The 20,335-nt window shown below is 35.2% G+C and carries 28 protein-coding genes and 1 pseudogene; 18 read left to right on the top strand and 11 right to left on the bottom strand.

Going from position 1 to position 20,335, the window contains the following annotated elements; translation table 11 throughout:
• Positions 1-128: 128 nt before the first annotated feature.
• Positions 129-626, top strand: coding sequence for a shikimate kinase (locus tag CQ058_RS10650; protein ID WP_002190663.1), 498 nt, complete (start codon positions 129-131; stop codon positions 624-626).
• Between the two features lie 38 nt (positions 627-664).
• Positions 665-865 carry a YqzE family protein gene (locus tag CQ058_RS10645; RefSeq protein WP_002190662.1) on the top strand — a complete coding sequence of 67 codons (201 nt, stop codon included), beginning with the start codon at positions 665-667 and terminating at the stop codon, positions 863-865.
• A 66-nt stretch (positions 866-931) separates the two neighbouring features.
• On the opposite strand, the gene CQ058_RS10640 is transcribed toward CQ058_RS10645, so the two are convergent.
• Together CQ058_RS10640 and CQ058_RS10635 are read right to left on the bottom strand one after the other, a co-directional pair.
• Entirely contained in the window at positions 932-1,567 is a 636-nt protein-coding gene (locus CQ058_RS10640; protein ID WP_002015010.1) for a VC0807 family protein, read from the bottom strand.
• A 128-nt stretch (positions 1,568-1,695) separates the two neighbouring features.
• Positions 1,696-1,812: pseudogene (locus tag CQ058_RS10635) on the bottom strand (GTP pyrophosphokinase).
• 71 nt (positions 1,813-1,883) lie between these two features.
• On the opposite strand from CQ058_RS10635, the gene CQ058_RS10630 reads away from it, so the two are divergent.
• Positions 1,884-2,111 (top strand): hypothetical protein, encoded by a 228-nt coding sequence (locus tag CQ058_RS10630; RefSeq protein WP_000032698.1) that lies wholly within the window; start codon positions 1,884-1,886, stop codon positions 2,109-2,111.
• 98 nt (positions 2,112-2,209) lie between these two features.
• A complete protein-coding gene (locus tag CQ058_RS32280; RefSeq protein WP_002190661.1) occupies positions 2,210-2,341 on the top strand; it encodes a hypothetical protein in 132 nt (43 codons plus the stop codon).
• A gap of 49 nt (positions 2,342-2,390) precedes the next feature.
• Here CQ058_RS32280 and CQ058_RS10620 read toward each other — a convergent pair whose 3' ends face one another.
• Positions 2,391-3,185, bottom strand: a complete 795-nt coding sequence (locus CQ058_RS10620; protein WP_002088611.1) for a YqhG family protein — start codon at positions 3,183-3,185, stop codon at positions 2,391-2,393.
• The gene (locus CQ058_RS10615) at positions 3,172-4,854 is read right to left on the bottom strand and encodes a DEAD/DEAH box helicase (protein WP_002015016.1); all 1,683 of its coding nucleotides are present in this window, start codon (positions 4,852-4,854) and stop codon (positions 3,172-3,174) included. The genes CQ058_RS10620 and CQ058_RS10615 overlap by 14 nt, the downstream gene beginning before the upstream one ends.
• Positions 4,855-5,245: 391 nt before the next feature.
• Between CQ058_RS10615 and gcvT the strand changes: the two genes are divergently transcribed.
• The 12 genes from gcvT (at position 5,246) to CQ058_RS10550 (ending at position 14,296) form a co-directional block, all read left to right on the top strand.
• Positions 5,246-6,346: a glycine cleavage system aminomethyltransferase GcvT gene (gene gcvT, locus CQ058_RS10610; protein ID WP_002034013.1), complete on the top strand. Its 1,101-nt coding sequence runs from the start codon at positions 5,246-5,248 to the stop codon at positions 6,344-6,346.
• A gap of 20 nt (positions 6,347-6,366) precedes the next feature.
• Positions 6,367-7,710: an aminomethyl-transferring glycine dehydrogenase subunit 1 gene (gene gcvPA / locus CQ058_RS10605; protein WP_002034012.1), complete on the top strand. Its 1,344-nt coding sequence runs from the start codon at positions 6,367-6,369 to the stop codon at positions 7,708-7,710.
• Entirely contained in the window at positions 7,707-9,182 is a 1,476-nt protein-coding gene (gene gcvPB, locus CQ058_RS10600) for an aminomethyl-transferring glycine dehydrogenase subunit 2 (protein ID WP_002122485.1), read from the top strand. Before gcvPA ends, gcvPB begins: the two co-directional genes overlap by 4 nt.
• 284 nt (positions 9,183-9,466) lie before the next feature.
• Positions 9,467-9,670 carry a DUF3929 family protein gene (locus CQ058_RS10595; RefSeq protein ID WP_000262495.1) on the top strand — a complete coding sequence of 68 codons (204 nt, stop codon included), beginning with the start codon at positions 9,467-9,469 and terminating at the stop codon, positions 9,668-9,670.
• Positions 9,671-9,740: 70 nt separating this feature from the next.
• Positions 9,741-9,932 carry a hypothetical protein gene (locus CQ058_RS10590; RefSeq protein WP_002088608.1) on the top strand — a complete coding sequence of 64 codons (192 nt, stop codon included), beginning with the start codon at positions 9,741-9,743 and terminating at the stop codon, positions 9,930-9,932.
• 118 nt (positions 9,933-10,050) lie between these two features.
• Positions 10,051-10,425 (top strand): GntR family transcriptional regulator, encoded by a 375-nt coding sequence (locus CQ058_RS10585; protein ID WP_002190660.1) that lies wholly within the window; start codon positions 10,051-10,053, stop codon positions 10,423-10,425.
• 3 nt (positions 10,426-10,428) lie between these two features.
• Positions 10,429-11,301 carry an ABC transporter ATP-binding protein gene (locus tag CQ058_RS10580; RefSeq protein ID WP_105589694.1) on the top strand — a complete coding sequence of 291 codons (873 nt, stop codon included), beginning with the start codon at positions 10,429-10,431 and terminating at the stop codon, positions 11,299-11,301.
• Positions 11,282-11,950: an ABC-2 transporter permease gene (locus CQ058_RS10575; RefSeq protein ID WP_002143120.1), complete on the top strand. Its 669-nt coding sequence runs from the start codon at positions 11,282-11,284 to the stop codon at positions 11,948-11,950. The genes CQ058_RS10580 and CQ058_RS10575 overlap by 20 nt, the downstream gene beginning before the upstream one ends.
• 14 nt (positions 11,951-11,964) lie before the next feature.
• On the top strand, positions 11,965-12,597 hold the full coding sequence (locus CQ058_RS10570; protein ID WP_002034007.1) for an ABC-2 transporter permease: 633 nt from the start codon (positions 11,965-11,967) through the stop codon (positions 12,595-12,597).
• Positions 12,598-12,628: 31 nt separating this feature from the next.
• The gene (locus CQ058_RS10565; RefSeq protein ID WP_002190658.1) at positions 12,629-13,252 is read left to right on the top strand and encodes an ABC-2 transporter permease; all 624 of its coding nucleotides are present in this window, start codon (positions 12,629-12,631) and stop codon (positions 13,250-13,252) included.
• 14 nt (positions 13,253-13,266) lie between these two features.
• Complete coding sequence (locus tag CQ058_RS10560; protein WP_033728154.1) at positions 13,267-13,863, top strand: ABC-2 transporter permease; 597 nt, start codon at positions 13,267-13,269, stop codon at positions 13,861-13,863.
• A 247-nt stretch (positions 13,864-14,110) separates the two neighbouring features.
• On the top strand, positions 14,111-14,296 hold the full coding sequence (locus CQ058_RS10550; protein ID WP_002190656.1) for a hypothetical protein: 186 nt from the start codon (positions 14,111-14,113) through the stop codon (positions 14,294-14,296).
• 65 nt (positions 14,297-14,361) lie between these two features.
• Here CQ058_RS10550 and CQ058_RS10545 read toward each other — a convergent pair whose 3' ends face one another.
• The 5 genes from CQ058_RS10545 to CQ058_RS10525 all read right to left on the bottom strand — a co-directional run bounded on the left by CQ058_RS10545 (position 14,362) and on the right by CQ058_RS10525 (position 17,012).
• A complete protein-coding gene (locus CQ058_RS10545) occupies positions 14,362-14,619 on the bottom strand; it encodes a DUF3975 family protein (RefSeq protein ID WP_002190655.1) in 258 nt (85 codons plus the stop codon).
• A 15-nt stretch (positions 14,620-14,634) separates the two neighbouring features.
• On the bottom strand, positions 14,635-14,949 hold the full coding sequence (locus tag CQ058_RS10540) for a DMT family transporter (RefSeq protein ID WP_002015033.1): 315 nt from the start codon (positions 14,947-14,949) through the stop codon (positions 14,635-14,637).
• Position 14,950: 1 nt separating this feature from the next.
• Positions 14,951-15,283 (bottom strand): DMT family transporter, encoded by a 333-nt coding sequence (locus tag CQ058_RS10535; protein ID WP_000312339.1) that lies wholly within the window; start codon positions 15,281-15,283, stop codon positions 14,951-14,953.
• Between the two features lie 71 nt (positions 15,284-15,354).
• The gene (locus CQ058_RS10530) at positions 15,355-15,936 is read right to left on the bottom strand and encodes a TetR/AcrR family transcriptional regulator (protein ID WP_002034003.1); all 582 of its coding nucleotides are present in this window, start codon (positions 15,934-15,936) and stop codon (positions 15,355-15,357) included.
• A 98-nt stretch (positions 15,937-16,034) separates the two neighbouring features.
• Complete coding sequence (locus CQ058_RS10525; protein WP_105589693.1) at positions 16,035-17,012, bottom strand: LacI family DNA-binding transcriptional regulator; 978 nt, start codon at positions 17,010-17,012, stop codon at positions 16,035-16,037.
• Between the two features lie 317 nt (positions 17,013-17,329).
• On the opposite strand from CQ058_RS10525, the gene CQ058_RS10520 reads away from it, so the two are divergent.
• Positions 17,330-17,866, top strand: a complete 537-nt coding sequence (locus tag CQ058_RS10520) for a hypothetical protein (protein WP_002165082.1) — start codon at positions 17,330-17,332, stop codon at positions 17,864-17,866.
• 37 nt (positions 17,867-17,903) lie between these two features.
• Here CQ058_RS10520 and CQ058_RS10515 read toward each other — a convergent pair whose 3' ends face one another.
• A complete protein-coding gene (locus tag CQ058_RS10515; RefSeq protein ID WP_002015038.1) occupies positions 17,904-18,287 on the bottom strand; it encodes a rhodanese-like domain-containing protein in 384 nt (127 codons plus the stop codon).
• 169 nt (positions 18,288-18,456) lie between these two features.
• Between CQ058_RS10515 and CQ058_RS10510 the strand changes: the two genes are divergently transcribed.
• Positions 18,457-19,293, top strand: coding sequence for a lipoate--protein ligase family protein (locus tag CQ058_RS10510; protein WP_002015039.1), 837 nt, complete (start codon positions 18,457-18,459; stop codon positions 19,291-19,293).
• A gap of 28 nt (positions 19,294-19,321) precedes the next feature.
• On the opposite strand, the gene CQ058_RS10505 is transcribed toward CQ058_RS10510, so the two are convergent.
• Positions 19,322-20,161, bottom strand: coding sequence for a hypothetical protein (locus tag CQ058_RS10505; protein WP_105589692.1), 840 nt, complete (start codon positions 20,159-20,161; stop codon positions 19,322-19,324).
• Positions 20,162-20,335: the final 174 nt, after the last annotated feature.

The raw sequence follows: 20,335 nt of genomic DNA, 5'->3' as shown, positions 1-20,335 counted from the left end.
CGAGAAAATAGTGAGTATGTTACGTTTTGTTCTTCATAGCATAAGAAGAACAAAACGTTTTTTTATTAAATAAAGTAACATCTTTCGTTATAATAACAAATAATAACGGATAATTGAGAGGAACGAAAATGAAATCTATATACATAACTGGCTATATGGGAGCCGGGAAAACAACAATTGGAAAAGTGTTAAGTAAAGAACTTCATATGGATGTTGTAGATACAGACCAAAAAATTGAAGAGAAGCAAGAGAAGGAAATTCGTGATATTTTTGCCGAAGAAGGCGAAATGGCTTTTCGGGAATATGAAAGTGAAATGTTACGTTCACTACCGGTTCAGAATGTAATTATTACAACGGGTGGAGGGATTATTGAACGAGCGGAAAATCGAAAGTGGATGAAGGAAAATGGAACTGTTGTGTATTTATATTGCGATCCACATGTAATTGCAGAAAGGCTTCGTGAAGATACGACACGTCCACTATTTCAGAAGAAAGATATAGATGCATTTATAACGAAATTTGAATCGCGCCGAGCTTATTATGAAGAGGCTGATATTCATATCGATACGACAAATAAGTCGGTAAAGCAAATTATGAATGAATTAAAGCAAAAGATTAATGAATAAAAAAGTGGACATACTAATCAAGTAGAGGTGATGATAATATGTCTACTAATGATTATGTACGCTTTGTGACACAGCAATTTGTGTCATATATGGATGCTCCAAAAGAGGATCGAAGACAACAGAAACAACAACGTCGTGCGGAGAAAGAGCCATTCTTAAATAAATGGTTTGGTGTTATGCCACTGAGCGCTGCTTTGTTTTATCGAAATGTAAAAAATAAAAGAAAAAAATCAAGCTAACTTTTTCGTAATATGTCTGGCAAAATAAAGATCCCCTAGTGCAATAAGCTGCTAGGGGATCTTTATTTATTGTTGCACAGATTCTTTTTCTTCAGTAACCGCATGTATCTTATTATTTACCCATACAAACCCTATTCCGATGCAAATAGAAATACCCCAGCCAACAGCGGTCATAATAGCTCTCATTTCACCATATCCATCTACACCGAAAACAGAGATGAAATAGATTTTCAAGAAGCTTTTTAATATAAATTGAAGGCCGAAAAATAGTGTTAAATATTGCAGTGCTGGATATATACGACTATCACGATAAAGCTCACGACTTTTATCACGATCATGACCTTGCAGTGCTGAAATATCCGCTGCGAAATATAACATAAGTGGTTTTTTTATAAAGATTGTACATATAACGATGCAGCCAAGTACGATATGATAATATGCATCATTCCATAGCATTCGTTCCGCTGATCCAGATATTAAGTCTACCGTTGTATTAGAAATGAGTGTAATTAAAATAAAGAACCCTGTAACGTTAAACTGTTTTTCTTTTTTAAAGGTATACAGTGTATAAATAATCCCCGGAACAGAGGAAATTAACATTGCGTAATAAGGATCGATATAAGGTTTTGCAAATTTCCAAATGAGGAATGGGAATACGAGATAAAAGACAAGATCTAATATAGCTTTTTTATTTTGATTCATACAAATCCTCCTTAAGTCATACATATATTTTATAATATAATTTCTGAAAATTGTATAAGGTTTAATAAAAAAAAGAAAAGTAGATGATTAGTAGATTAAAAAAATTGTCCCTAGCGTAGTAAGTTTTTTTAGTATATAATAAAGGAAACGCTTTCATTTTTGATTTGTTCACAAAATGGATGGAAAATCACATATTTACTATTGATATGTTACTTTATAATGAAACTAATTAAATATACATGCATACAATATTGTGAAATAAATAACATAAATAATCTATATAAATGTAAACGTTATCAAAAGAGAGGTGGAGACAATGAGTAAATTTTTCTTCAATCATAATCCAGCAACATTAGAGGATGGAAGACTGGTTAAGTATGCTGAAATTATTTATGGAGAAGGTGGCCGTTCTGTATTAGAAAATTTAATGGTGAAGGCATCTATCAGATTACGTGATCGTTATCCGAATAAATCTGACGAACAGATCTCGAACCTCGTAAATCAAGGCATCCATGATATGTTTCAAAAATACGTGAATGAGTAAGAGCAGCTACTGGCTGCTCTTATTTTTTTGTATAAGGATTGTGCCTCTAGCTGAAAATAAAGATGCATTTTGAAACATGCAAAAAGGAGGCGAAAAAGATGAGTAATGGAATTGGTCGTTCAAAAGAGAATCTTCCAACTGATGCAAACCATGTAAGTGCAAAGGATCGTGCATATCAGAAACGTATGACAGAGAAAAAACAGCAAGAGCGTAATGAAGGTAGAGAATAGGCTGGGAACATATCTTAAAAGAAGCTCCTTCAATCTGAAGGAGCTTTCTTTAAGATAGAAAATGATTTGCGGTAACATAAAAGAGACCACCGTTTATAATTTGTATTGTAATGCGTGGTTCGTATTGTTCTTGTAATGCTTGCTTTTCAATTTCATAGCTTTCTGGAAGTTCATCGCTATCTTCGTAAAATCGATTTAAAAGGTCTAAATCGTGATTCCAACGCACTCTCGCTTCTTTTGCCCACGTGTGGTCATCTTCAGCGATTATACTTTTTAAAGCATCCTCTATACGCTGTAAGCCACTTTGTGGCTTAATGATAGGTGAGAGGGTAAAACAAAAGTCAGGTATTTTCGGTGTGAGTTTGATCTCTGCTAAAGTGTCATGAAAGTTTGCAATCATTGTCCCGGAAATAAGATGAATACCGATGGAATGAAGTATGTCTTTTTTTCGGTCGCATTGATAAGATACTTTTATATTTACACCAAGCCAAGGATGAAGGGGGGTATGAGTTGCCCCGCTATGTTTCACTTCCTCATATAAACGTATGTATGAACCTAGTTCTTTTGTTGTTTCAAATATTTGATGCAAACGGGGTGAACCGTAATGAATAAGTTCACCGTCGTTTTCTTCGTTTTCCGGATTTGTAATAAGAGTAAGGCGCATCGGGTTCGGAACGCCTCCTGTTTTTTCAAGATAGTGCCAATAGAAAGGGCGGTTCATTAATAATTTATCCATTTCAATTGTTAACTGCACGTCTAATAGGTGAGGGGAACGTTCTAAAATTTCGCAGTTATTCGCCTCAAAAAAGTTATATAAGTAATTATGAATTTCATTTTGCTGCATAGTCCTGCACCTCTGCTTCATTGCGCTTCGCAAAATCGATAATAGATGTTAAATTTTCCATCTTGATTCGAATTTCACCTTCGCTTTTTGACTGCGCGAAAATTTCTTGAATATGCGCATCAATATTTTTCATGTTGATTCTCGTTAAAATTTCATCGAGTTCACCGATTACACGTTCAAATAAATTAATTTTTTCATATAGTAGTTTTAAAATGTGCTCTTCAACAGTGTGCTTTGTTGCTAAGTTATAAATGTGAACATCATTTTTTTGTCCAAGACGGTGAATACGTCCAATCCTTTGCTCGAGTCGCATTGGATTCCACGGTAAGTCGTAATTAATCATATGGCTACAAAATTGTAAGTTAATTCCTTCACCACCAGCTTCGGTCGCAATTAATACTTGGGCATGATTTTGGAAAAGCTCCTTCATCCAATCTTTCTTCCCGCGCTTAAATCCACCGCGAAATGGAACAGAGGAAATGCCATGTTGTTGTAAGAACCATTGTAAATACATTTGTGAAGCTCTATATTCAGTGAAGATAATGACTTTATCGTCAACTTCTTTTATAAGCTCTAGTGCTTTATTTGCTTTGGAGTTGAACGGAATATGATTAATTTTGTCCATCAGCACATCAATATGTGGGTCCTTTATGTAGTGCTCATTTTCTTTCTGTCTTTTTTCTACATGTTTTTTTAATGAATAGTAAACAGCTTCACGACTACTACATGCTTCCCGTTTTAAAGTTAAGGATGAGAAAGCAGATGTGACGGCATCTTGTCCACGCCAATTTTCAATTTCATTATACAAAGCTTGTTCTTCTTCATTGAATTCAACGAAGATTGTTCGTACATGCCTCTTCGGCCAATCAATGCCAGTGTTATTGCGTCTATTTCGAACCATTACTTTATTGATAAGAGCTTTTAAATCTTCATCGGATTCAGTGGAACGATTTTTGGAAGCGTAATATTCTTCAAAATTAGATTGATTGCCTAAATGACCTGGTTTTAATAAAGAAACGAGGTTGAAGATTTCATCGATTTTATTTTGAACAGGAGTTGCAGTTAGTAATAAACAAAACTTCTTTTTTAATCGCTGTGCAAATTCATAGTTTTTTGTTTTATTATTTTTTAGTTTATGTGCTTCATCGATAATAATAAGGTCATACTCTAGGTTTAAAACGATATCGCGATGCGGTGAACGTTTCGCAGTATCGATTGATGAAACGATGACATCAGCTTGTTCCCAAGAATAACTTTTCTTTTGAGCGACCGCAGGAATAAAAAATTTTGTGTTTAGTTCATACGCCCACTGAGATACGAGAGAAGCTGGAACGAGAATGAGTACCTTTTTTACAAGTCCTCGAACCATATATTCTTTCAAAATAAGTCCAGCTTCAATCGTTTTTCCAAGTCCAACTTCATCTGCTAGAATCGCTTTACCATTCATTTGTTCAATGACATTTTGAGCGACCTCTAATTGATGTGGAAGCGGCGTGAAATGTGATAAATGTTTCGGTGCTTGCAATCCATCAAAAGTAGGGACGAGTAACGATTTCTCTGTTTTATAAGCTAAATGATATAAATCCCAATTTGTCCAAGGACCATCTTCATCAATTCTTTTTAAAAAATTATTTTGCCACGTTCGATCTACGGAAATATCGACATTCATTAAGACTCTCCCACCTTTTATAAACTAAAGTGATTATTAAAAAAATCTTTATTATAAGCCTCGTAATAAGGCGCTATCACAATTACTAAAAGTTAAAGAATAGACAACGATAAAGGTCTAAATCTTAAAAGTTGTATTTAATAGGATTAAGAATAAAAAATTCTAAATTATTTTTTATGCTAGAATATTGATGAAATATAGCGAATAATGTTAGGATAATGGTGTGAAATGTGTGGAATCTTTCGTATTTTATCCAAGAAAGTAACTTTTTATTTACGCTTTCATAAAAAAATATACTGAGATTCCGTATAACCTTATCTTTTCAGAATGAAAATGTTTAGATATGGGAAGCAACTTTTATTGATTTGTCAGAGCATAAGGGGGAAAGAGCATGATTACATTACAACGTACACCGTTATTTGATGTATACGCGAAGTATGGTGGGAAAACAGTCGACTTCGGTGGTTGGGAATTACCAGTTCAATTTTCAAGCATTAAAGAGGAACATGAAGCTGTACGTACAGGAGCAGGTTTGTTCGATGTATCTCATATGGGAGAAGTAGAGGTAAAAGGTGTAGATAGTTTAGCATTTTTACAACGTGTTGTTACAAATGACGTATCTACCTTAAAGGTAGGGGGCGCACAATATACAGCTATGTGCTATGAAAATGGTGGCACAGTAGATGATTTATTAATCTACAAACGTGGTGAAGAAGACTATTTATTAGTAATCAATGCATCAAATATCGAGAAAGATTACGAATGGTTAGCTAGCCATGTAATTGGCGATGCGAAAGTAGTCAATGTTTCTAGTGAAGTTGCGCAGCTTGCAATTCAAGGACCAAAAGCAGAAGGCATTTTACAAAAAGTTGTGTCAGAAGATTTGAAAGAAATTAAGTTCTTTAAATTTAAAAATAATATTCTTGTAGATGGAATTCCTGCACTTGTATCTCGTACAGGTTACACAGGTGAAGATGGATTCGAAATTTACTGTAAGAGTGAAGATGCAGCAAAACTTTGGGAGAAACTTCTTGAAGTGGGAGCAGAAGAGGGCTTAAAACCATGTGGCTTAGGTGCTCGTGATACACTTCGCTTCGAAGCAACACTTCCGTTATACGGACAAGAGTTATCAAAAGATATTACACCGATTGAAGCGGGAATTGGCTTTGCGGTAAAACCAAATAAAGAAGCAGATTTCTTTGGAAAAGAAACGTTAAAAGAGCAAAAAGAAAACGGTGCATCTCGTAAATTAGTCGGCATCGAAGTAATCGAACGCGGTATTCCTCGTACGCATTACCCTGTATTTATAGGAGAAGAAAAAATCGGGGAAGTAACGAGTGGTACACAATCTCCAACGTTAAAGAAAAGCATTGGTTTAGCACTAATTGATGTAAAATACGCAGCAGTTGATACAGAAGTAGAAATTGAAATTCGTAATAAACGCGTCAAAGCAGTAGTTGTTCCAACACCATTTTATAAACGTTCAAAGTAACGGGGAGAGGGGTAGATTTCATGTTGCATCGTTATCTTCCAATGACAGAAGAAGACAAAAAAGAAATGTTACAAACAATCGGCGTTCAAACGATTGATGAGTTATTCTCTGATATTCCAGAGAGTGTTCGTTTTAAAGGGGATTTAAAAATTAAAGAAGCAAAATCAGAGCCAGAGCTTTTAAAAGAGCTATCTCAAATGGCTAGCAAAAATGCGAACTTAAAAGAATATGCTTCTTTCTTAGGAGCAGGTGTATACGATCATTACGCTCCAGTAATTGTTGATCATGTTATTTCTCGTTCAGAGTTTTATACAGCTTACACACCATACCAACCAGAAATTTCACAAGGGGAATTACAAGCAATTTTTGAATTCCAAACAATGATTTGTGAATTAACAGGAATGGATGTAGCAAACTCTTCTATGTATGACGGAGGTACAGCTTTAGCTGAAGCGGCAATGCTAGCAGCTGGTCATACTCGCAAAAAGAAAATTCTTGTATCTAAGGCAGTTCATCCAGAATCAAGAGCGGTACTTGAAACATATGCAAAAGGTCAAAATCTTGAAGTTGTTGAAATTGATCATAAAAACGGTGTAACAGATTTAGAAGTATTACAAAGTGAAGTAGATGATACAGTTGCTTGTGTAATCGTTCAATATCCAAACTTCTTCGGACAAGTGGAAAAGTTAGCTGATATCGAAAAAATCGTTCATCAACAAAAATCATTATTTATCGTTTCTTCAAATCCATTATCATTAGGCGCATTAACACCGCCAGGAAAATTCGGTGCTGATGTTGTAATCGGTGATGCACAACCATTCGGTATCCCAACGCAGTTTGGTGGACCGCACTGTGGTTACTTTGCAACAACGAAAGCATTTATGCGTAAAATTCCAGGACGTCTTGTCGGACAAACTGTAGATTCAGATGGTAAACGTGGATTTGTATTAACGTTACAAGCACGTGAACAGCATATTCGTCGTGATAAAGCGACGTCTAACATTTGTTCAAACCAAGCGTTAAATGCATTAGCAGCTTCTGTTGCAATGACGGCACTTGGCAAACAAGGTGTAAAAGAAATGGCACGTCAAAACATTTCTAAAGCACAATATGCAAAACGTCAATTTGAAGCGAAAGGTTTCACAGTAACGTTCGCTGGACCATTCTTTAATGAATTTGTTGTAGATTGTAAACGTCCAGTTAAAGAAATAAATGATGTATTAATACAAAAGAATATTATCGGTGGTTACGACCTAGGCCGTGATTATAAAGAGCATGAAGACCATATGCTTGTAGCGGTAACAGAGCTTCGTACAAAAGAGGAAATTGACACACTTGTAAACGAAATGGGGGCTATCCAATGAAGAACCAAGACCAAGCACTTATTTTTGAAGTGACTAAAGAAGGACGCGTAGGATATAGCTTACCCAAATTAGATGTAGAAGAAGTAAAATTAGAAGATGTGTTTGAGAGTGATTATATTCGAGTAGAAGATGCAGAGCTTCCAGAAGTATCTGAACTTGATATTATGCGCCATTACACAGCGCTTTCAAACCGTAACCACGGTGTGGATTCTGGATTCTATCCACTTGGGTCTTGTACGATGAAATATAATCCGAAAATTAATGAAAACGTAGCTCGTTTCGCAGGCTTTGCAAATATTCATCCACTTCAAGATGAAAAAACAGTGCAAGGTGCAATGGAATTAATGTATGACTTACAAGAACATTTAATTGAAATTACAGGTATGGATACTGTTACGTTACAACCAGCAGCTGGTGCACACGGAGAATGGACAGGATTAATGTTGATTCGTGCATATCATGAAGCGAACGGTGACTTTAACCGTACGAAAGTAATTGTTCCTGACTCTGCTCACGGAACAAACCCGGCGTCTGCAACAGTAGCTGGTTTTGAAACAATTACGGTGAAATCAAATGAACATGGTCTTGTTGACTTAGATGATTTAAAACGTGTTGTAAACGAAGAAACAGCAGCACTTATGTTAACAAATCCAAATACATTAGGTCTATTCGAAGAAAATATTTTAGAAATGGCTGAAATCGTCCATAATGCAGGCGGTAAATTATACTATGATGGTGCAAACTTAAATGCGGTATTAAGCCAAGCGCGCCCAGGAGATATGGGATTTGACGTTGTGCATTTAAACCTTCATAAAACATTTACAGGTCCGCATGGCGGCGGTGGTCCAGGTTCTGGTCCAGTAGGTGTGAAAGCTGATTTAATTCCGTACTTACCAAAGCCGATTTTAGAGAAAACGGAAAATGGCTATCACTTTAACTATGATCGTCCAGAAGCAATTGGGCGTGTGAAACCATTCTATGGTAACTTCGGAATTAACGTTCGTGCATACACATATATTCGTTCTATGGGTCCAGATGGACTACGTGCAGTAACTGAGTATGCTGTATTAAATGCGAACTATATGATGAGAAGATTAGCACCATTCTATGATCTTCCGTTCGATAGACATTGCAAGCATGAATTCGTATTGTCAGGTCGTCGTCAAAAGAAACTTGGTGTACGTACATTAGATATTGCAAAACGTCTGCTTGATTTCGGTTACCATCCACCAACAATTTACTTCCCATTAAATGTGGAAGAATGTATTATGATTGAGCCAACAGAAACAGAATCAAAAGAAACATTAGATGGTTTCATTGATAAGATGATTCAAATTGCTAAAGAGGTAGAAGAAAATCCAGAAGTTGTACAAGAAGCACCACATACAACAGTAATAAAACGTTTAGATGAAACATTGGCTGCTCGTAAACCAGTTTTACGTTATGAAAAGCTAGCACCTGTACAAGTGTGATTGGAAAAAAAAGAACTCGCTACATGCGGGTTCTTTTTTTTTGCAAAATTGGTGTGGCTAGAATGAAAAAATGTTGAAAATTTATATTTTTTGTTTCATATTGCTGTAAAGATGCGGTTTTATAGGTGATTTTGTTGAAAAAGTCGGTTTGATAAAAGTATTTATTTTTGTTAGAATTTTATTGAAATTAAGAAGATGTGATGAGGTAGAAATTACTCATTTTTATGTATATGTGAAAAAACGAGCAAGACGGGGGTGGAAGCGTGGGATATCGATGTTATAGAATGGTATACCATTTAGAAAATGGAGAAACAATTAAAGATGTAAAAGAATTTTGTTACCGAGACCAAGGGAAAGTGTTAGAAAGAGTAGCGCACCGTGTAATGGATAATAGAGAAGTGACAGCGATTGATAAACAAGGAACAATCATTTCAATAGCGTGTGAGGACATTGTAAAGGTAGAACTTGATTACATAACAGAAAGTTAACCTTGAGTCATATCGAATTATTCGATACAATATACTGTTGAATGGTGAAGAGAGAAGAGAGGAGTTTATCATGGGTAATACACGACACTTTTATATGTTTATTTTAGCGTTTGTTCTTGTTGTGGCGTTAACGATTTATTTAATTGTTGATAGCAGCTGGTACAATACAGTTCATCCAGCATTCCTTCTTTTTATGTATGTAGGAATTGCGGTTGTTAGTTTCGGAATGAGAGACGAAATGTTAGATCGCTTTGAAAAGTGATACATATACGAAAGACCAACAGGAAAATGTTGGTCTTTTTTTCTTGCCCAAAATAGGATATTCCGTATATACTGTATATATAAGGTATGTACAGTATATACACACACTGGAGGAAAACATGAATATTATTATTTCGAATTCTTCCCAAGACCCTATTTATGTGCAAATAAGAAAACAATTAAGCCAGCTTATTTTAAATGGTGGTTTAAAGGGTGGAGACCAATTACCGTCTATTCGTAGCTTAGCGAAGGAATTACAAATTAGTGTAATTACAACGAAGCGTGCATACGAGGAGCTTGAAAAAGAAGGGTATATAGAAACTGTTGCTGGGAAGGGGACTTATGTTTCACGTAAAAATAATGAACTATTAAAAGAACAGCGGCTACGTCTATTGGAAAGTAAAGTAGAAGAGATTGTGAATGAAAGTAAAGTGTTGCAGCTTTCACTGGAAGAGTTGCAACAGATGATTGCGTGTTTATACAAGGGGGAATAAGAGATGTTAGAGCTAAAAAACGTTTGTAAAACTTATCAAGATTTCTCAGTGAAAAATGTAAGTTTTACATTGCCACGTGGATATATTATGGGATTTATCGGACCGAATGGAGCTGGAAAAAGTACGACGATCAAAATGATTATGAATTTAATCAGAAAAGAGAGCGGTGATATAAAAATTTTTGGTAAGGACAATAAGAAAGCCGAAAAGGAAATAAAACAAAATATCGGTTTTGTATATGATGAAAATCATTATTACGAAGATTTAACGTGTGAGCAAATGAAACGGGTTATTGCACCGTTATATAAAAAGTGGGACGAAAAGCAGTATCAATCGTATATGCAGAGATTACAAGTTCCAAAGTCTAAAAAAATTAAAGAGTTATCCAAAGGGATGAAAATGAAATTTGCGATTGCAATCGCACTTTCACACCATGCGGAATTCATTATTATGGATGAACCAACAGCAGGATTAGATCCAGTTGTTCGAAGTGAATTACTTGATATTTTGCAAGAAATTGTAATGGAAGATGAAGTATCCGTATTATTCTCAACGCACATTACAACAGACTTAGAGCGCATCGCAGATTATATTACGTTCATTAACGATGGAGAAATTATATTTACTGGTGAGAAAGATGAATTAATGGAGAATTACGTAATCGTAAAGGGGAGCAATGATTTATTGGATCGAGAAGGAAAAGAGTTATTCGTTGGCTTACGCAAAAATAAATTCGGATTTGAAGGACTCGCAAAGGAAAAACAAGCAATTATAGATTGGTTTGGAAATGAGGTTGTACTAGAAAAACCTACATTAGATGATATCATCGTTTACACTGCGAAAGGGAGAGGTGCCTATGCGTCAGCTCATATATAAAGATTTGTTCTTTTTTAGGGTAACGTGGTTAGTGAATCTAATTGTGCCTCTTGTATTATTTATGTTAGATCCAAGTGGTGAATTGTTATTTTCGATGAGTTGTCTATTTATAACTCTTTCTTCCGTTATGACGTTAACTTTTATGGATGAAAGGAATAACAGTGACATTATTATAAATAGTTTACCGGTAAGCCGAAAGGATATCATAATTGCTAGATATGTTTCCAGTGCAATATTTATTGTTGGTGGCATACTCTCTACGATGTTAGTTGTTTTTCTTGTAAGAGGCATTGTGGTCATTGGTGATATCGGTACCTATCATCCGAATCTATACATTGAAATTCCATGGTATGAAGTAATAAATGGAGCTGTTTACGCCGTATTTTTTGTTGTAACATTCTTTCCTAGTTATTATGTTACAAGGTCAAAGATAGCACGAAGTATAGTGTCAGGAGCATCAATGGTAGTTGGTGGAATTGCTTGGATATTCATAGGAGATGGATTGGATGAAACAACACCTTCATTCATTGAGTGGATTATGAATCCAGTGCATATCGGTGTATTTATAGTTGGAGGAATTATATTAGCTAGTGTCTATATCGCTTCTATGTTTCTTACAATTAAAATTTATGAAACGCGTGATTTATAGAGAGGGGAATTCATATGCAACAGTTGATTTTGAAGGAGTTTTTCTTACAGAAGAAGATGTTTCCTTTCTATTTTTTAATACCTATTTTATCTGTTTTTAGAAATTCCGTAGAACCGATGGGGATTGCAATAGGATTATTTATAACATGTAGTACGATTATATATATTTCTTTTTATTATGACGAGAAAAGTAAAATAGAAAAAGTATTAGTGAGTTTGCCGATAATGAGAAAAGAGATAGTTATAGCTAAATATATTTCAAGCACATTATTTATTATAGTCGGTTTGAGCATAACTTCTATAGTCGTAATATTAGGAAATATTTTGTTGAACAGAGATATAGTTATTCCTGGATATGCAATATTTTCAGCAATAGTAGCAACTTTGATTTATTGTGTAGTAACGATACCTACTAATTACATTGGAGGATATAAAGCTATTACTGTCTTGAATGTGATTATGATTTTTCCTTTAATGGGTATGATTGGCCTTATGTGCAATATTTTTGGTGATGAAATAATTATGTTAAAAGTACTCCACTCTCAAGAGGCTACACTAGCAATGAGTGTTCTTGGTATCGGAGTGTTAGTAAGTATAGTCATATCAATGTTTCTCTCAATGAAAATGTTTCAGGAGGCAGAGTTATAGAAGGGACATTTTCATATTAGGAGGGTAAAACATGATCAAGCAATTAGTCGTAAAAGATATAGTGTTGCAAAGAAAGTTAGGGTTTGCGTATCTTATATGTTTGTTTTTCCTTGCTATTGTTGATTTTCGTAGTGATAGCTTCCTTATGACGATTAGCTTATCTATACCTTTTCTTGGCATGGTACTGTCAATGAGTTATGAGGGGAAAAATAAAAGTGAAATAATAGTAAATAGTTTACCGTTACAACGTAAAGGAATTGTCATAGCAAAATACATATTTGTAAGTATTTTAGTTGCGTTAGGGGGGATTCTCTCACTTTTGGTTGGTTTGATTCAGTTACAAAATGAACATATAACTGGATTTATGCTGTGGGGAGAAATTCTCGGAGGTATAACAGGTGGGCTTGTTTGTAGCATAATTGTACTTCCGATTGAATTCTCAGTAGGATATAACAGTGCAAAACAAATTGCTCCTTTTATCGGAATAGCATTTGGGTATTTAAGTGGACTAATTGTAAGTAACGTATGGTTAGATGTAGAGAATGTTTGGAGCACGAGTCTAGTCGTAAATGTTTGTTTTATAGCTGGGCTGCTTCTTTTATATATCATGTCTATGTTATTCTCAATTCATTTGTATAGTGAGCGTGATTTGTAAGAGAGAGGAGAATAGTGTTGAAACAACTAATTTTAAAAGATTTCATCATTCAATGGAAATTTTTAATTTGGTACATATTGTATCCTGTTTTCTTTTATATGGCTTTAACAGATACGGAAAATCTGTTCATAATTATGTCAGTAATTATTACAATTGGGGCAACAGTAAAAACATTTGAAGCAGATAGTAAAAATGAGAGTGAAGTTATAGTAAGTAGTTTGCCAATATTCAGAAAACAAATTGTGTATGCGAAATATATAGTAGCAATTATTATTCTCTTTATAAGCGTAACGGTCGGTTGTTTCACGATGGGAATGAAGAATGGGGTTAACCTATTTGAATTTATTGAAACGACAATGGTTGCTAGTATTAGCTTTATTTTAGTGTATTTAAGCTTTGTTTTACCGATATCGTTTTGGCTAGGGTATAAAAAAACTATTTTTATTACGATAGTAATATTCATGGCGCCGATTGTTATTTTAGAAACTTTGTTTCAAATCAACCTGGAACAAATTCAACTATACAACAGCGTGTTATTCGTTAGTTCAATTTGCATGTTCATAGTATCTATCTTCGTTTCAGTGAAATTGTATGAGAAGAGAGAATTTTAAAAGGTGCCTCGTAAAAGGCACCTTCTTCAATAACGGCAATACGAGAGCAAAAGTTTATAAACAGAAAGGCTATTAGGCACATCTTTCGGAGTATGTAATATAAAGCTGAAAACGATAACGAAAATGAGAAAGAGGAAAAATAAAAACAGGATCTGCTTATGTATAGAATTTTGCATATAACCCACTCCTTTTTTAGGTAGTATGTCCAAAAGAAAGAAGGATATGAAAAATTTTAGGAGGGAGAATGATGAACAAAAGAAAGTGGTTATATAGAATTGGGGTACTTTTATTTTCAATTGGTCTCATAATAGCAAATTTTTACTCAGATATACCATCGCCATTTCCTAATTTGTATAAAGGGATTGGTATGAGTGTTGTCATAGCTGGTCTGCTTTGTCTGATCGCATCAAATTTCTATAGAAAATCAGAATGAATATAAAGTGAAACTTTAATCAGTGGGGGTCTTACTGCCCGTTAATGCGGGATAAAAAAGGACAGTTACTTCTTTTCAGAAGAACTGTCCTTTTTAAATAACTTGTTCCATAGCTTGGCGATACTCCATATAATCACGATTGTAATGGAGGCAATAATTGACCAAGCGATAGATGCAATTTCAAGTGCCATGTTAGGAAGGAATGTAAGAATGGATAATACTTTATGAAACAGCCATTCTATTATATGAAAACTTATTTGTAATAGAATGACGATCCCGAGTGTAATCCATGTTAACATTTGTTTTCCTTTTTCTTTCCACATGACATTCACCTCACGTTAGCCTAATAATTTTAAGCCAACAGCGCCGCACAGAATGCAGCTTAAGAAGGCAAGGCGACGCCAATCCGCTGACTCGCGGAAAATAAGAATACCGAGAAGTGCACTTCCGGCAGTTCCGATTCCAGTCCAAATTGCGTAAGCAGTTCCCATCGGTAATGTATTCATTGCAAGAGATAAGAAGAAGAAACTTACACCAAAGTTAGCGATTAAAATAACTTTTGGTGCCCAGCCTTTCTTTTCAGTGGCTACTTTCATAAAGAGTACACCAACAATTTCACAAATACCAGCTAGAATTAAAAATACCCAAGCCATTTTATGCGGCCTCCTTCGCTTCTTTTTCTTCTGTTACTCGTTTTAAACCGATTACTCCGAAGAAGATTAAACCGATTAATAATACTTTTACGATAGAGAAAGGTTCTCCGAAGATGAAAATCTCTGTAAGAACGATTCCACCAGCTCCAATTCCTGTAAAGACTGCGTATACAGTGCCGACAGGTAAATCTTTATATGCTCTAAATAATAAGACGAAACTAATTGTAATTAATAGAGCAACACCAGCCCACTCAAGTGGTGCCTCCGCTTTTTTAAGTCCAATAACCCAAAAGATTTCAATAATACCAGCTATGATTACATAAATCCATGCCATATGTCATTTCTCCTTCCTACCAGTCGTTAGGTAAAGGGCTTAAAAACGACGCATTGCAAAGGAGCAATCCGTCAGTTTGAAAGTCCGCGCCAAAATACTTTCCAAGAAGCTTCTAAACGTGTCTCAAAACGATTTAAACCTGCGTATAGTAGTTCAACCATAAGACCGTCAAGTAAGCATAAAAAAGCCTCCAAAGCGTCTTTTACTTCAATGTTATGCAGTTCATCTTGTTCGCTTGCTCTTTTAAACACAGGGAATAAAAGTTTTCCGACATTTTCAATGTGTACATTCGCTTTATCAATAATTTGTTCGCGAAAAGCATCCGGCGGAAAATAAGAAGTTCGTAACCAAAACATTGATTCTTCACTTTCACCAAATCGTTTTGCATAACCTTTTAACAGATTTACTAGCAATTCTTCAGTAGACGATTTTGAAAAATTTTCGATATCGTCAGTGAAGCTTTGTAAATCTTTTTGAAGAGCGGATTCTAAGCATGTAAAATATAGCTCTTCTTTTCCTTTAAAGTGTGCGTAAATCGATGGTTTTTTAATCCCAACTTCTTGAGCAATATTTGCTAATGAAGTTCCTTCGTAGCCGTAGCGTGCGAAATGTGAAAGTGCTACAGCTTTAATGCGGTTTGCTGTCATTTTCATCCCCTACCTACCGTTCGTTAGGTTCATTATATGAGATAAAAAATATAAAGTCAATAGGTGAAGAACTGAAAAAAGAGTGCTATGGTTGGCACTCTTTTCTAGACTGTTTTTCGCTCAATTAAATGGAATGAAAGTTCTTCTGAGTTTCCAATAATGTGTTCGTTTTGTATCTGTTTATGAAATAAAGAAAAAGCACGTGATCCCATTGTGAGCCCGGGATGCTCAATAGTTGTAATTTCTAATGCTTTTGAAATTTCATGGTTATCAAATCCCAGGATAGCGAGGTCTTCAGGTATGCGAATGCCATGTTTTTTTGCCTCTGTTAATAAACCAGCAGCTACTTGATCGTTCGCTGTGAAAATAGCGGTTGGACGATTTTTCATGTTTAAAATACGATGAAGTATTTTTGCCCCGTCCTGCATCGTATAACATTGATGGAAAATCCAATCAGGGTGTACTGTTTTTTCTTCGTGACGAAGAGTATCGGCGAAAGCTTTTTCACGCTCGATTGAATTAACACTTGTTTTTCTTGCTAAACAAATGCCGATTTTTTCATGACCTTTACTGAGTAAATAGGAAGTACCAAGGCGGAATCCTTCGTAATGATCTACATAGACAGATGAAATGAGGGGATGGTTCATTTTTTCACATGAAATAATAGGAGCAAATTTTGCGAACGGTTCAATTTGTTCCCATGAACTCGTGCGAGAGCAAATAATCATCCCGTCAAATTGTTTCATTTTCATCATTTCAAGAACGCGAATTTCTTCAATACTATCGTAATTCGTTTGGCATAAATTAATATGATATCCAGCTGCTAACGCTTCGTTTCCGATTCCTTCAATGATCGTGCTAAAGTACGGAAGATTAATAAAAGGTAGCATAACCCCGATTGTATACGTTTTTCCCTTTATTAAATGGATAGCATTTATATTTTTTGCATAGTTCAATTCTTCAACTGCATCTAAAACACGCTTACGCTTTTCTTCTTTTACGTAAGGATGATTATTAAGAACACGAGAAACAGTTGATATAGATACACCAGCAGTTTTTGCAATTTGTTTTATATTGGCCATATGTATCACCTCTTTCCTTAATTATAAGGGGAAAATAATAAGAATGAAAAAAATCTTGACCTGAAAAGCTTTTCACAATCTATGTTATAAGCATGACTTCTGTTGTTCGCGTAACCTTTTTATTTGGGCGTAAGAATAGTGGGGTCTTTTTTGTATGTCTGCAAAGAATTTTTGTCAGAATGTGTGAGAATAACGTGGAAAGTTTTCGGAGGAGGCGTTTGATAACGAAGCGAATAGTAGAGAGTATAAACGCTTCACTCGTTAAGAGAGCGGTATGAAAGGGCGGAAACAAATTGAAAAAAGGAATCATTTGTTTCGTGTTTTCTAGTGTAATACTTAGCTCATGTTCATTTCAGCAAACGATGCAAGAAGAAAAAACATTTGTAGGAACAACAGGAGGGGCTAAGGACCGTGTTACTGATCCGATTCCGCTAAAGGAACTTCCAAAATATTTTCCGGCGAAGTTTAAAGTTCCAACGTTTTTACCTTATGACATTACGAGTGATGTGCAGGGAGAGGTAAGAACGATGGGAAAGAAGAATGCTGTCTTAACGATTAAATATAAGCAACAAGAGAAAGGAAGGCACGATTATATAGAATTAACAGTGGCCAACTTTTCTTACAGTTTTCCATACCTCGTAGAAGAGAATCGATTTCAAGAACAAATGAAATTGAATAATGGAGCACCTGCTTATTTTAAAAATAAGGATGATTACGAGCGAGGGGACGAATTTGCTACGCTTATATGGAAAGAGAAGGGGATTGAATATCAGCTATTATATCGTAATGTAGATGAGAAAGCTGAAGATGTGATTAAACAAAATCTGCTGTACATTGCGAACAATATGGAATGAAAAAACTAGCTGTATCGTGCAGCTAGTTTTTTGTATATTATTTCTTTTTAATTTTTCCTGACCAAGATTTAAATCCACCTTTTAATTGGTAGAAATCTGTGTAGCCTTGTTTTTTTAAGTATTGAGCTGCACGACCTGTACGGAATCCGCTTTGGCAATATAAATAAACCGGTTGATCTTGGCGAAGTTCTTTGTGGCGAAGGCGAATTTGTGATAATGGAATGTTACGCGCACCTAAAATATGTCCCGCGTTAAATTCATCCGCTTCGCGAATATCGATAAGCTGTGCTTTACGGTAGCCAGCGCGAAATTCATCTTCTGAAAGTGTTTTAATTAATTTTTTCTGATAGAAATACATCCATACAGTGTAGCCGATGAATGCTGCAATTGCGGCTAGTATAATAATCAAGTTTGTTGACACGATTCTATCGCTCCTTTTTTCTTATCCTACTTTCAATATTATAATGCCCATATGTATTTATGCAACAGATTCATTTGTATATAAGAAGAAATTTCGTATTCTTTCACAAATTTTGTCGAATTTGGTAGACTAGAGAATGTGAAAAATAATTGGTTATATGAGGTGCAGGATGGGAAAAGAAAAATGGTGTTATATTAACTCTGGTCAATGTTCACCAGCATTTAATATGGCGTTAGATGAATGTTTATTAAATTGGCAAAGTGCAAAGAAAATGTCACCAACAATTCGTTTTTATGAATGGGAAGTACCAACATTAACAGTCGGGTATTTCCAGCGTGTTGAAAAAGATATAAATATGGATGTAGTTAACGAAAAGAAATATGGATTCGTTCGTCGTCAAACAGGCGGCAGGGGTGTACTACATGACAAAGAATTAACGTACAGTGTTATTGTGTCTGAAGATCATCCGAATATGCCAAAAACAGTTACAGAAGCATACCGAATTATTTCGCAAGGCTTATTGGACGGTTTTAAGGCATTAGGATTAGAAGCGTATTATGCAGTTCCGAAAACAGAAGCGGATCGTGAGAATTTAAAAAATCCGCGTTCAGGAGTATGTTTTGATGCACCATCTTGGTATGAGATTGTAGTTGAAGGAAGAAAAATCGCGGGTAGTGCCCAAACACGTCAAAAAGGTGTTATCTTACAACACGGTTCTATTCCGTTAGAAATAGATTTAGATGAGTTATACGACCTATTTTTATTCCCAAATGAGCGAGTAAAAGAGCGTATGAAAAACATGTTTTCTTCTAAAGCGGTAGCGATTAATGAATTAACAGACCGCACATTTACGATTGAACAGTTAATTAAAGCGTTTGAAACTGGATTTGAAAAAGGTTTAGATATAGAGCTTGTGCCGTATGAACTAACAGAAGAACAGCTTCATGAAGTTCAAACTTTAGCAAAAGAGAAGTATGAAAGTAATGAATGGAATTATAAAAAATAAGGAGATGGCGACCGCCATCTCCTTATTTTTATAGTAAATTAAGTACTTTTTCTACTTTGATTCCTTTATCTTGTAAAGAACGAAGGCGATTTACAACGTCCATAATTTCTTTGTCGAATGTAACGCTAATACCTTGGCTTTGTAGCTCTTTTTTTAATCCTTCAATAGAATCATCTATGTCGATGCCAAGCTCGTAATCTTGACAAACTTCAATTGTCTTTTTCACAAGTTTAACATAATTTTCTTGTAGTTTTGTATTTGTTTCAGTCAAAGCAGGTTGCTTCGGTTTTATAGGAGTAACCGGTGCTGTCTCTTGCTTTGTAACTGGAGTAGGTACTGCTTTTTTCACAGGTGCTGGAGTAGATAGTTCTATAGCTGCTTCAACACTTACTGACTTCGGCGTTGGTACCGGAGTAGGTTTAGGTGCAGCAGGTGTTTCTACTCGCGTAATAGGCTTTGGAGCAGGTGTAACTGCTTTTGGAGCTTCTACAACTACTTCTTTTTTCGGAGTAGCTTCTACAACTGTTTCTTCTTGCTCAGCAGCTTCTTTATTTTCTTTGCTCCACATAACGCGTTCGACTTCTAGAGAAACATTGTTTTTGTTCATCGCTGTTAATGTAACTTTACCAACCTCAGCGTTCCCAGTGAAATCAACAATTTTATAAATAACACTCTTGTTCCAATCCACGTTTCCGCTCAAAAATAATTCTTCGTTACATTTCGGCGTTAAGCCCTCGATTTTAATTTCTGCGTTTACACCGTTTTCACTGTATACCATAATTAGCGAAGCATTTACATCTTCGTCTGCTAACATTAGTTCACGTACCATTTTGCCGGTGCGTACTTGCGTTTTCTTCTTAACTGACATCTAATTTCTCCTCTCAAAAATTCAGTAATAATAAAAAAATCGTATAACGAAAAATAATTGCTCACGAAGATTTATGATACCGATAATAAAAGCATCACGTCAACAATTAACTTTAATTATTTTGCATTTTTCTTATTTTCTTTATGAAATTTTTCAATTTGTAAAATTATACAG

Source organism: Bacillus sp. MYb56, assembly GCF_002976445.1.
Classification (GTDB): Bacteria; Bacillota; Bacilli; order Bacillales; family Bacillaceae_G; genus Bacillus_A; species Bacillus_A mycoides.
This window is presented reverse-complemented; position numbering and strand designations above follow the sequence as displayed.

Bases quoted from the DNA above. Each gene is read 5' to 3' on its own strand.
- CQ058_RS10595 (WP_000262495.1), top strand. From the start codon at position 9,467: ATGGTATACCATTTAGAAAATGGAGAAACAATTAAAGATGTAAAAGAA.
- CQ058_RS10545 (WP_002190655.1), bottom strand. From the start codon at position 14,619: ATGTGGAAAGAAAAAGGAAAACAAATGTTAACATGGATTACACTCGGG.
- CQ058_RS10590 (WP_002088608.1), top strand. From the start codon at position 9,741: ATGGGTAATACACGACACTTTTATATGTTTATTTTAGCGTTTGTTCTT.
- CQ058_RS32280 (WP_002190661.1), top strand. From the start codon at position 2,210: ATGAGTAATGGAATTGGTCGTTCAAAAGAGAATCTTCCAACTGATGCA.
- CQ058_RS10510 (WP_002015039.1), top strand. From the start codon at position 18,457: ATGGGAAAAGAAAAATGGTGTTATATTAACTCTGGTCAATGTTCACCA.
- CQ058_RS10640 (WP_002015010.1), bottom strand. From the start codon at position 1,567: ATGAATCAAAATAAAAAAGCTATATTAGATCTTGTCTTTTATCTCGTA.
- CQ058_RS10645 (WP_002190662.1), top strand. From the start codon at position 665: ATGTCTACTAATGATTATGTACGCTTTGTGACACAGCAATTTGTGTCA.
- CQ058_RS10535 (WP_000312339.1), bottom strand. From the start codon at position 15,283: ATGGCATGGATTTATGTAATCATAGCTGGTATTATTGAAATCTTTTGG.
- CQ058_RS10580 (WP_105589694.1), top strand. From the start codon at position 10,429: ATGTTAGAGCTAAAAAACGTTTGTAAAACTTATCAAGATTTCTCAGTG.
- CQ058_RS10585 (WP_002190660.1), top strand. From the start codon at position 10,051: ATGAATATTATTATTTCGAATTCTTCCCAAGACCCTATTTATGTGCAA.
- CQ058_RS10575 (WP_002143120.1), top strand. From the start codon at position 11,282: ATGCGTCAGCTCATATATAAAGATTTGTTCTTTTTTAGGGTAACGTGG.
- CQ058_RS10565 (WP_002190658.1), top strand. From the start codon at position 12,629: ATGATCAAGCAATTAGTCGTAAAAGATATAGTGTTGCAAAGAAAGTTA.
- CQ058_RS10620 (WP_002088611.1), bottom strand. From the start codon at position 3,185: ATGCAGCAAAATGAAATTCATAATTACTTATATAACTTTTTTGAGGCG.
- CQ058_RS10630 (WP_000032698.1), top strand. From the start codon at position 1,884: ATGAGTAAATTTTTCTTCAATCATAATCCAGCAACATTAGAGGATGGA.
- gcvPA (WP_002034012.1), top strand. From the start codon at position 6,367: ATGTTGCATCGTTATCTTCCAATGACAGAAGAAGACAAAAAAGAAATG.
- CQ058_RS10570 (WP_002034007.1), top strand. From the start codon at position 11,965: ATGCAACAGTTGATTTTGAAGGAGTTTTTCTTACAGAAGAAGATGTTT.
- CQ058_RS10525 (WP_105589693.1), bottom strand. From the start codon at position 17,012: ATGGCCAATATAAAACAAATTGCAAAAACTGCTGGTGTATCTATATCA.
- CQ058_RS10615 (WP_002015016.1), bottom strand. From the start codon at position 4,854: ATGAATGTCGATATTTCCGTAGATCGAACGTGGCAAAATAATTTTTTA.
- CQ058_RS10550 (WP_002190656.1), top strand. From the start codon at position 14,111: ATGAACAAAAGAAAGTGGTTATATAGAATTGGGGTACTTTTATTTTCA.
- gcvT (WP_002034013.1), top strand. From the start codon at position 5,246: ATGATTACATTACAACGTACACCGTTATTTGATGTATACGCGAAGTAT.
- CQ058_RS10530 (WP_002034003.1), bottom strand. From the start codon at position 15,936: ATGAAAATGACAGCAAACCGCATTAAAGCTGTAGCACTTTCACATTTC.
- CQ058_RS10540 (WP_002015033.1), bottom strand. From the start codon at position 14,949: ATGGCTTGGGTATTTTTAATTCTAGCTGGTATTTGTGAAATTGTTGGT.
- CQ058_RS10505 (WP_105589692.1), bottom strand. From the start codon at position 20,161: ATGTCAGTTAAGAAGAAAACGCAAGTACGCACCGGCAAAATGGTACGT.
- CQ058_RS10650 (WP_002190663.1), top strand. From the start codon at position 129: ATGAAATCTATATACATAACTGGCTATATGGGAGCCGGGAAAACAACA.
- gcvPB (WP_002122485.1), top strand. From the start codon at position 7,707: ATGAAGAACCAAGACCAAGCACTTATTTTTGAAGTGACTAAAGAAGGA.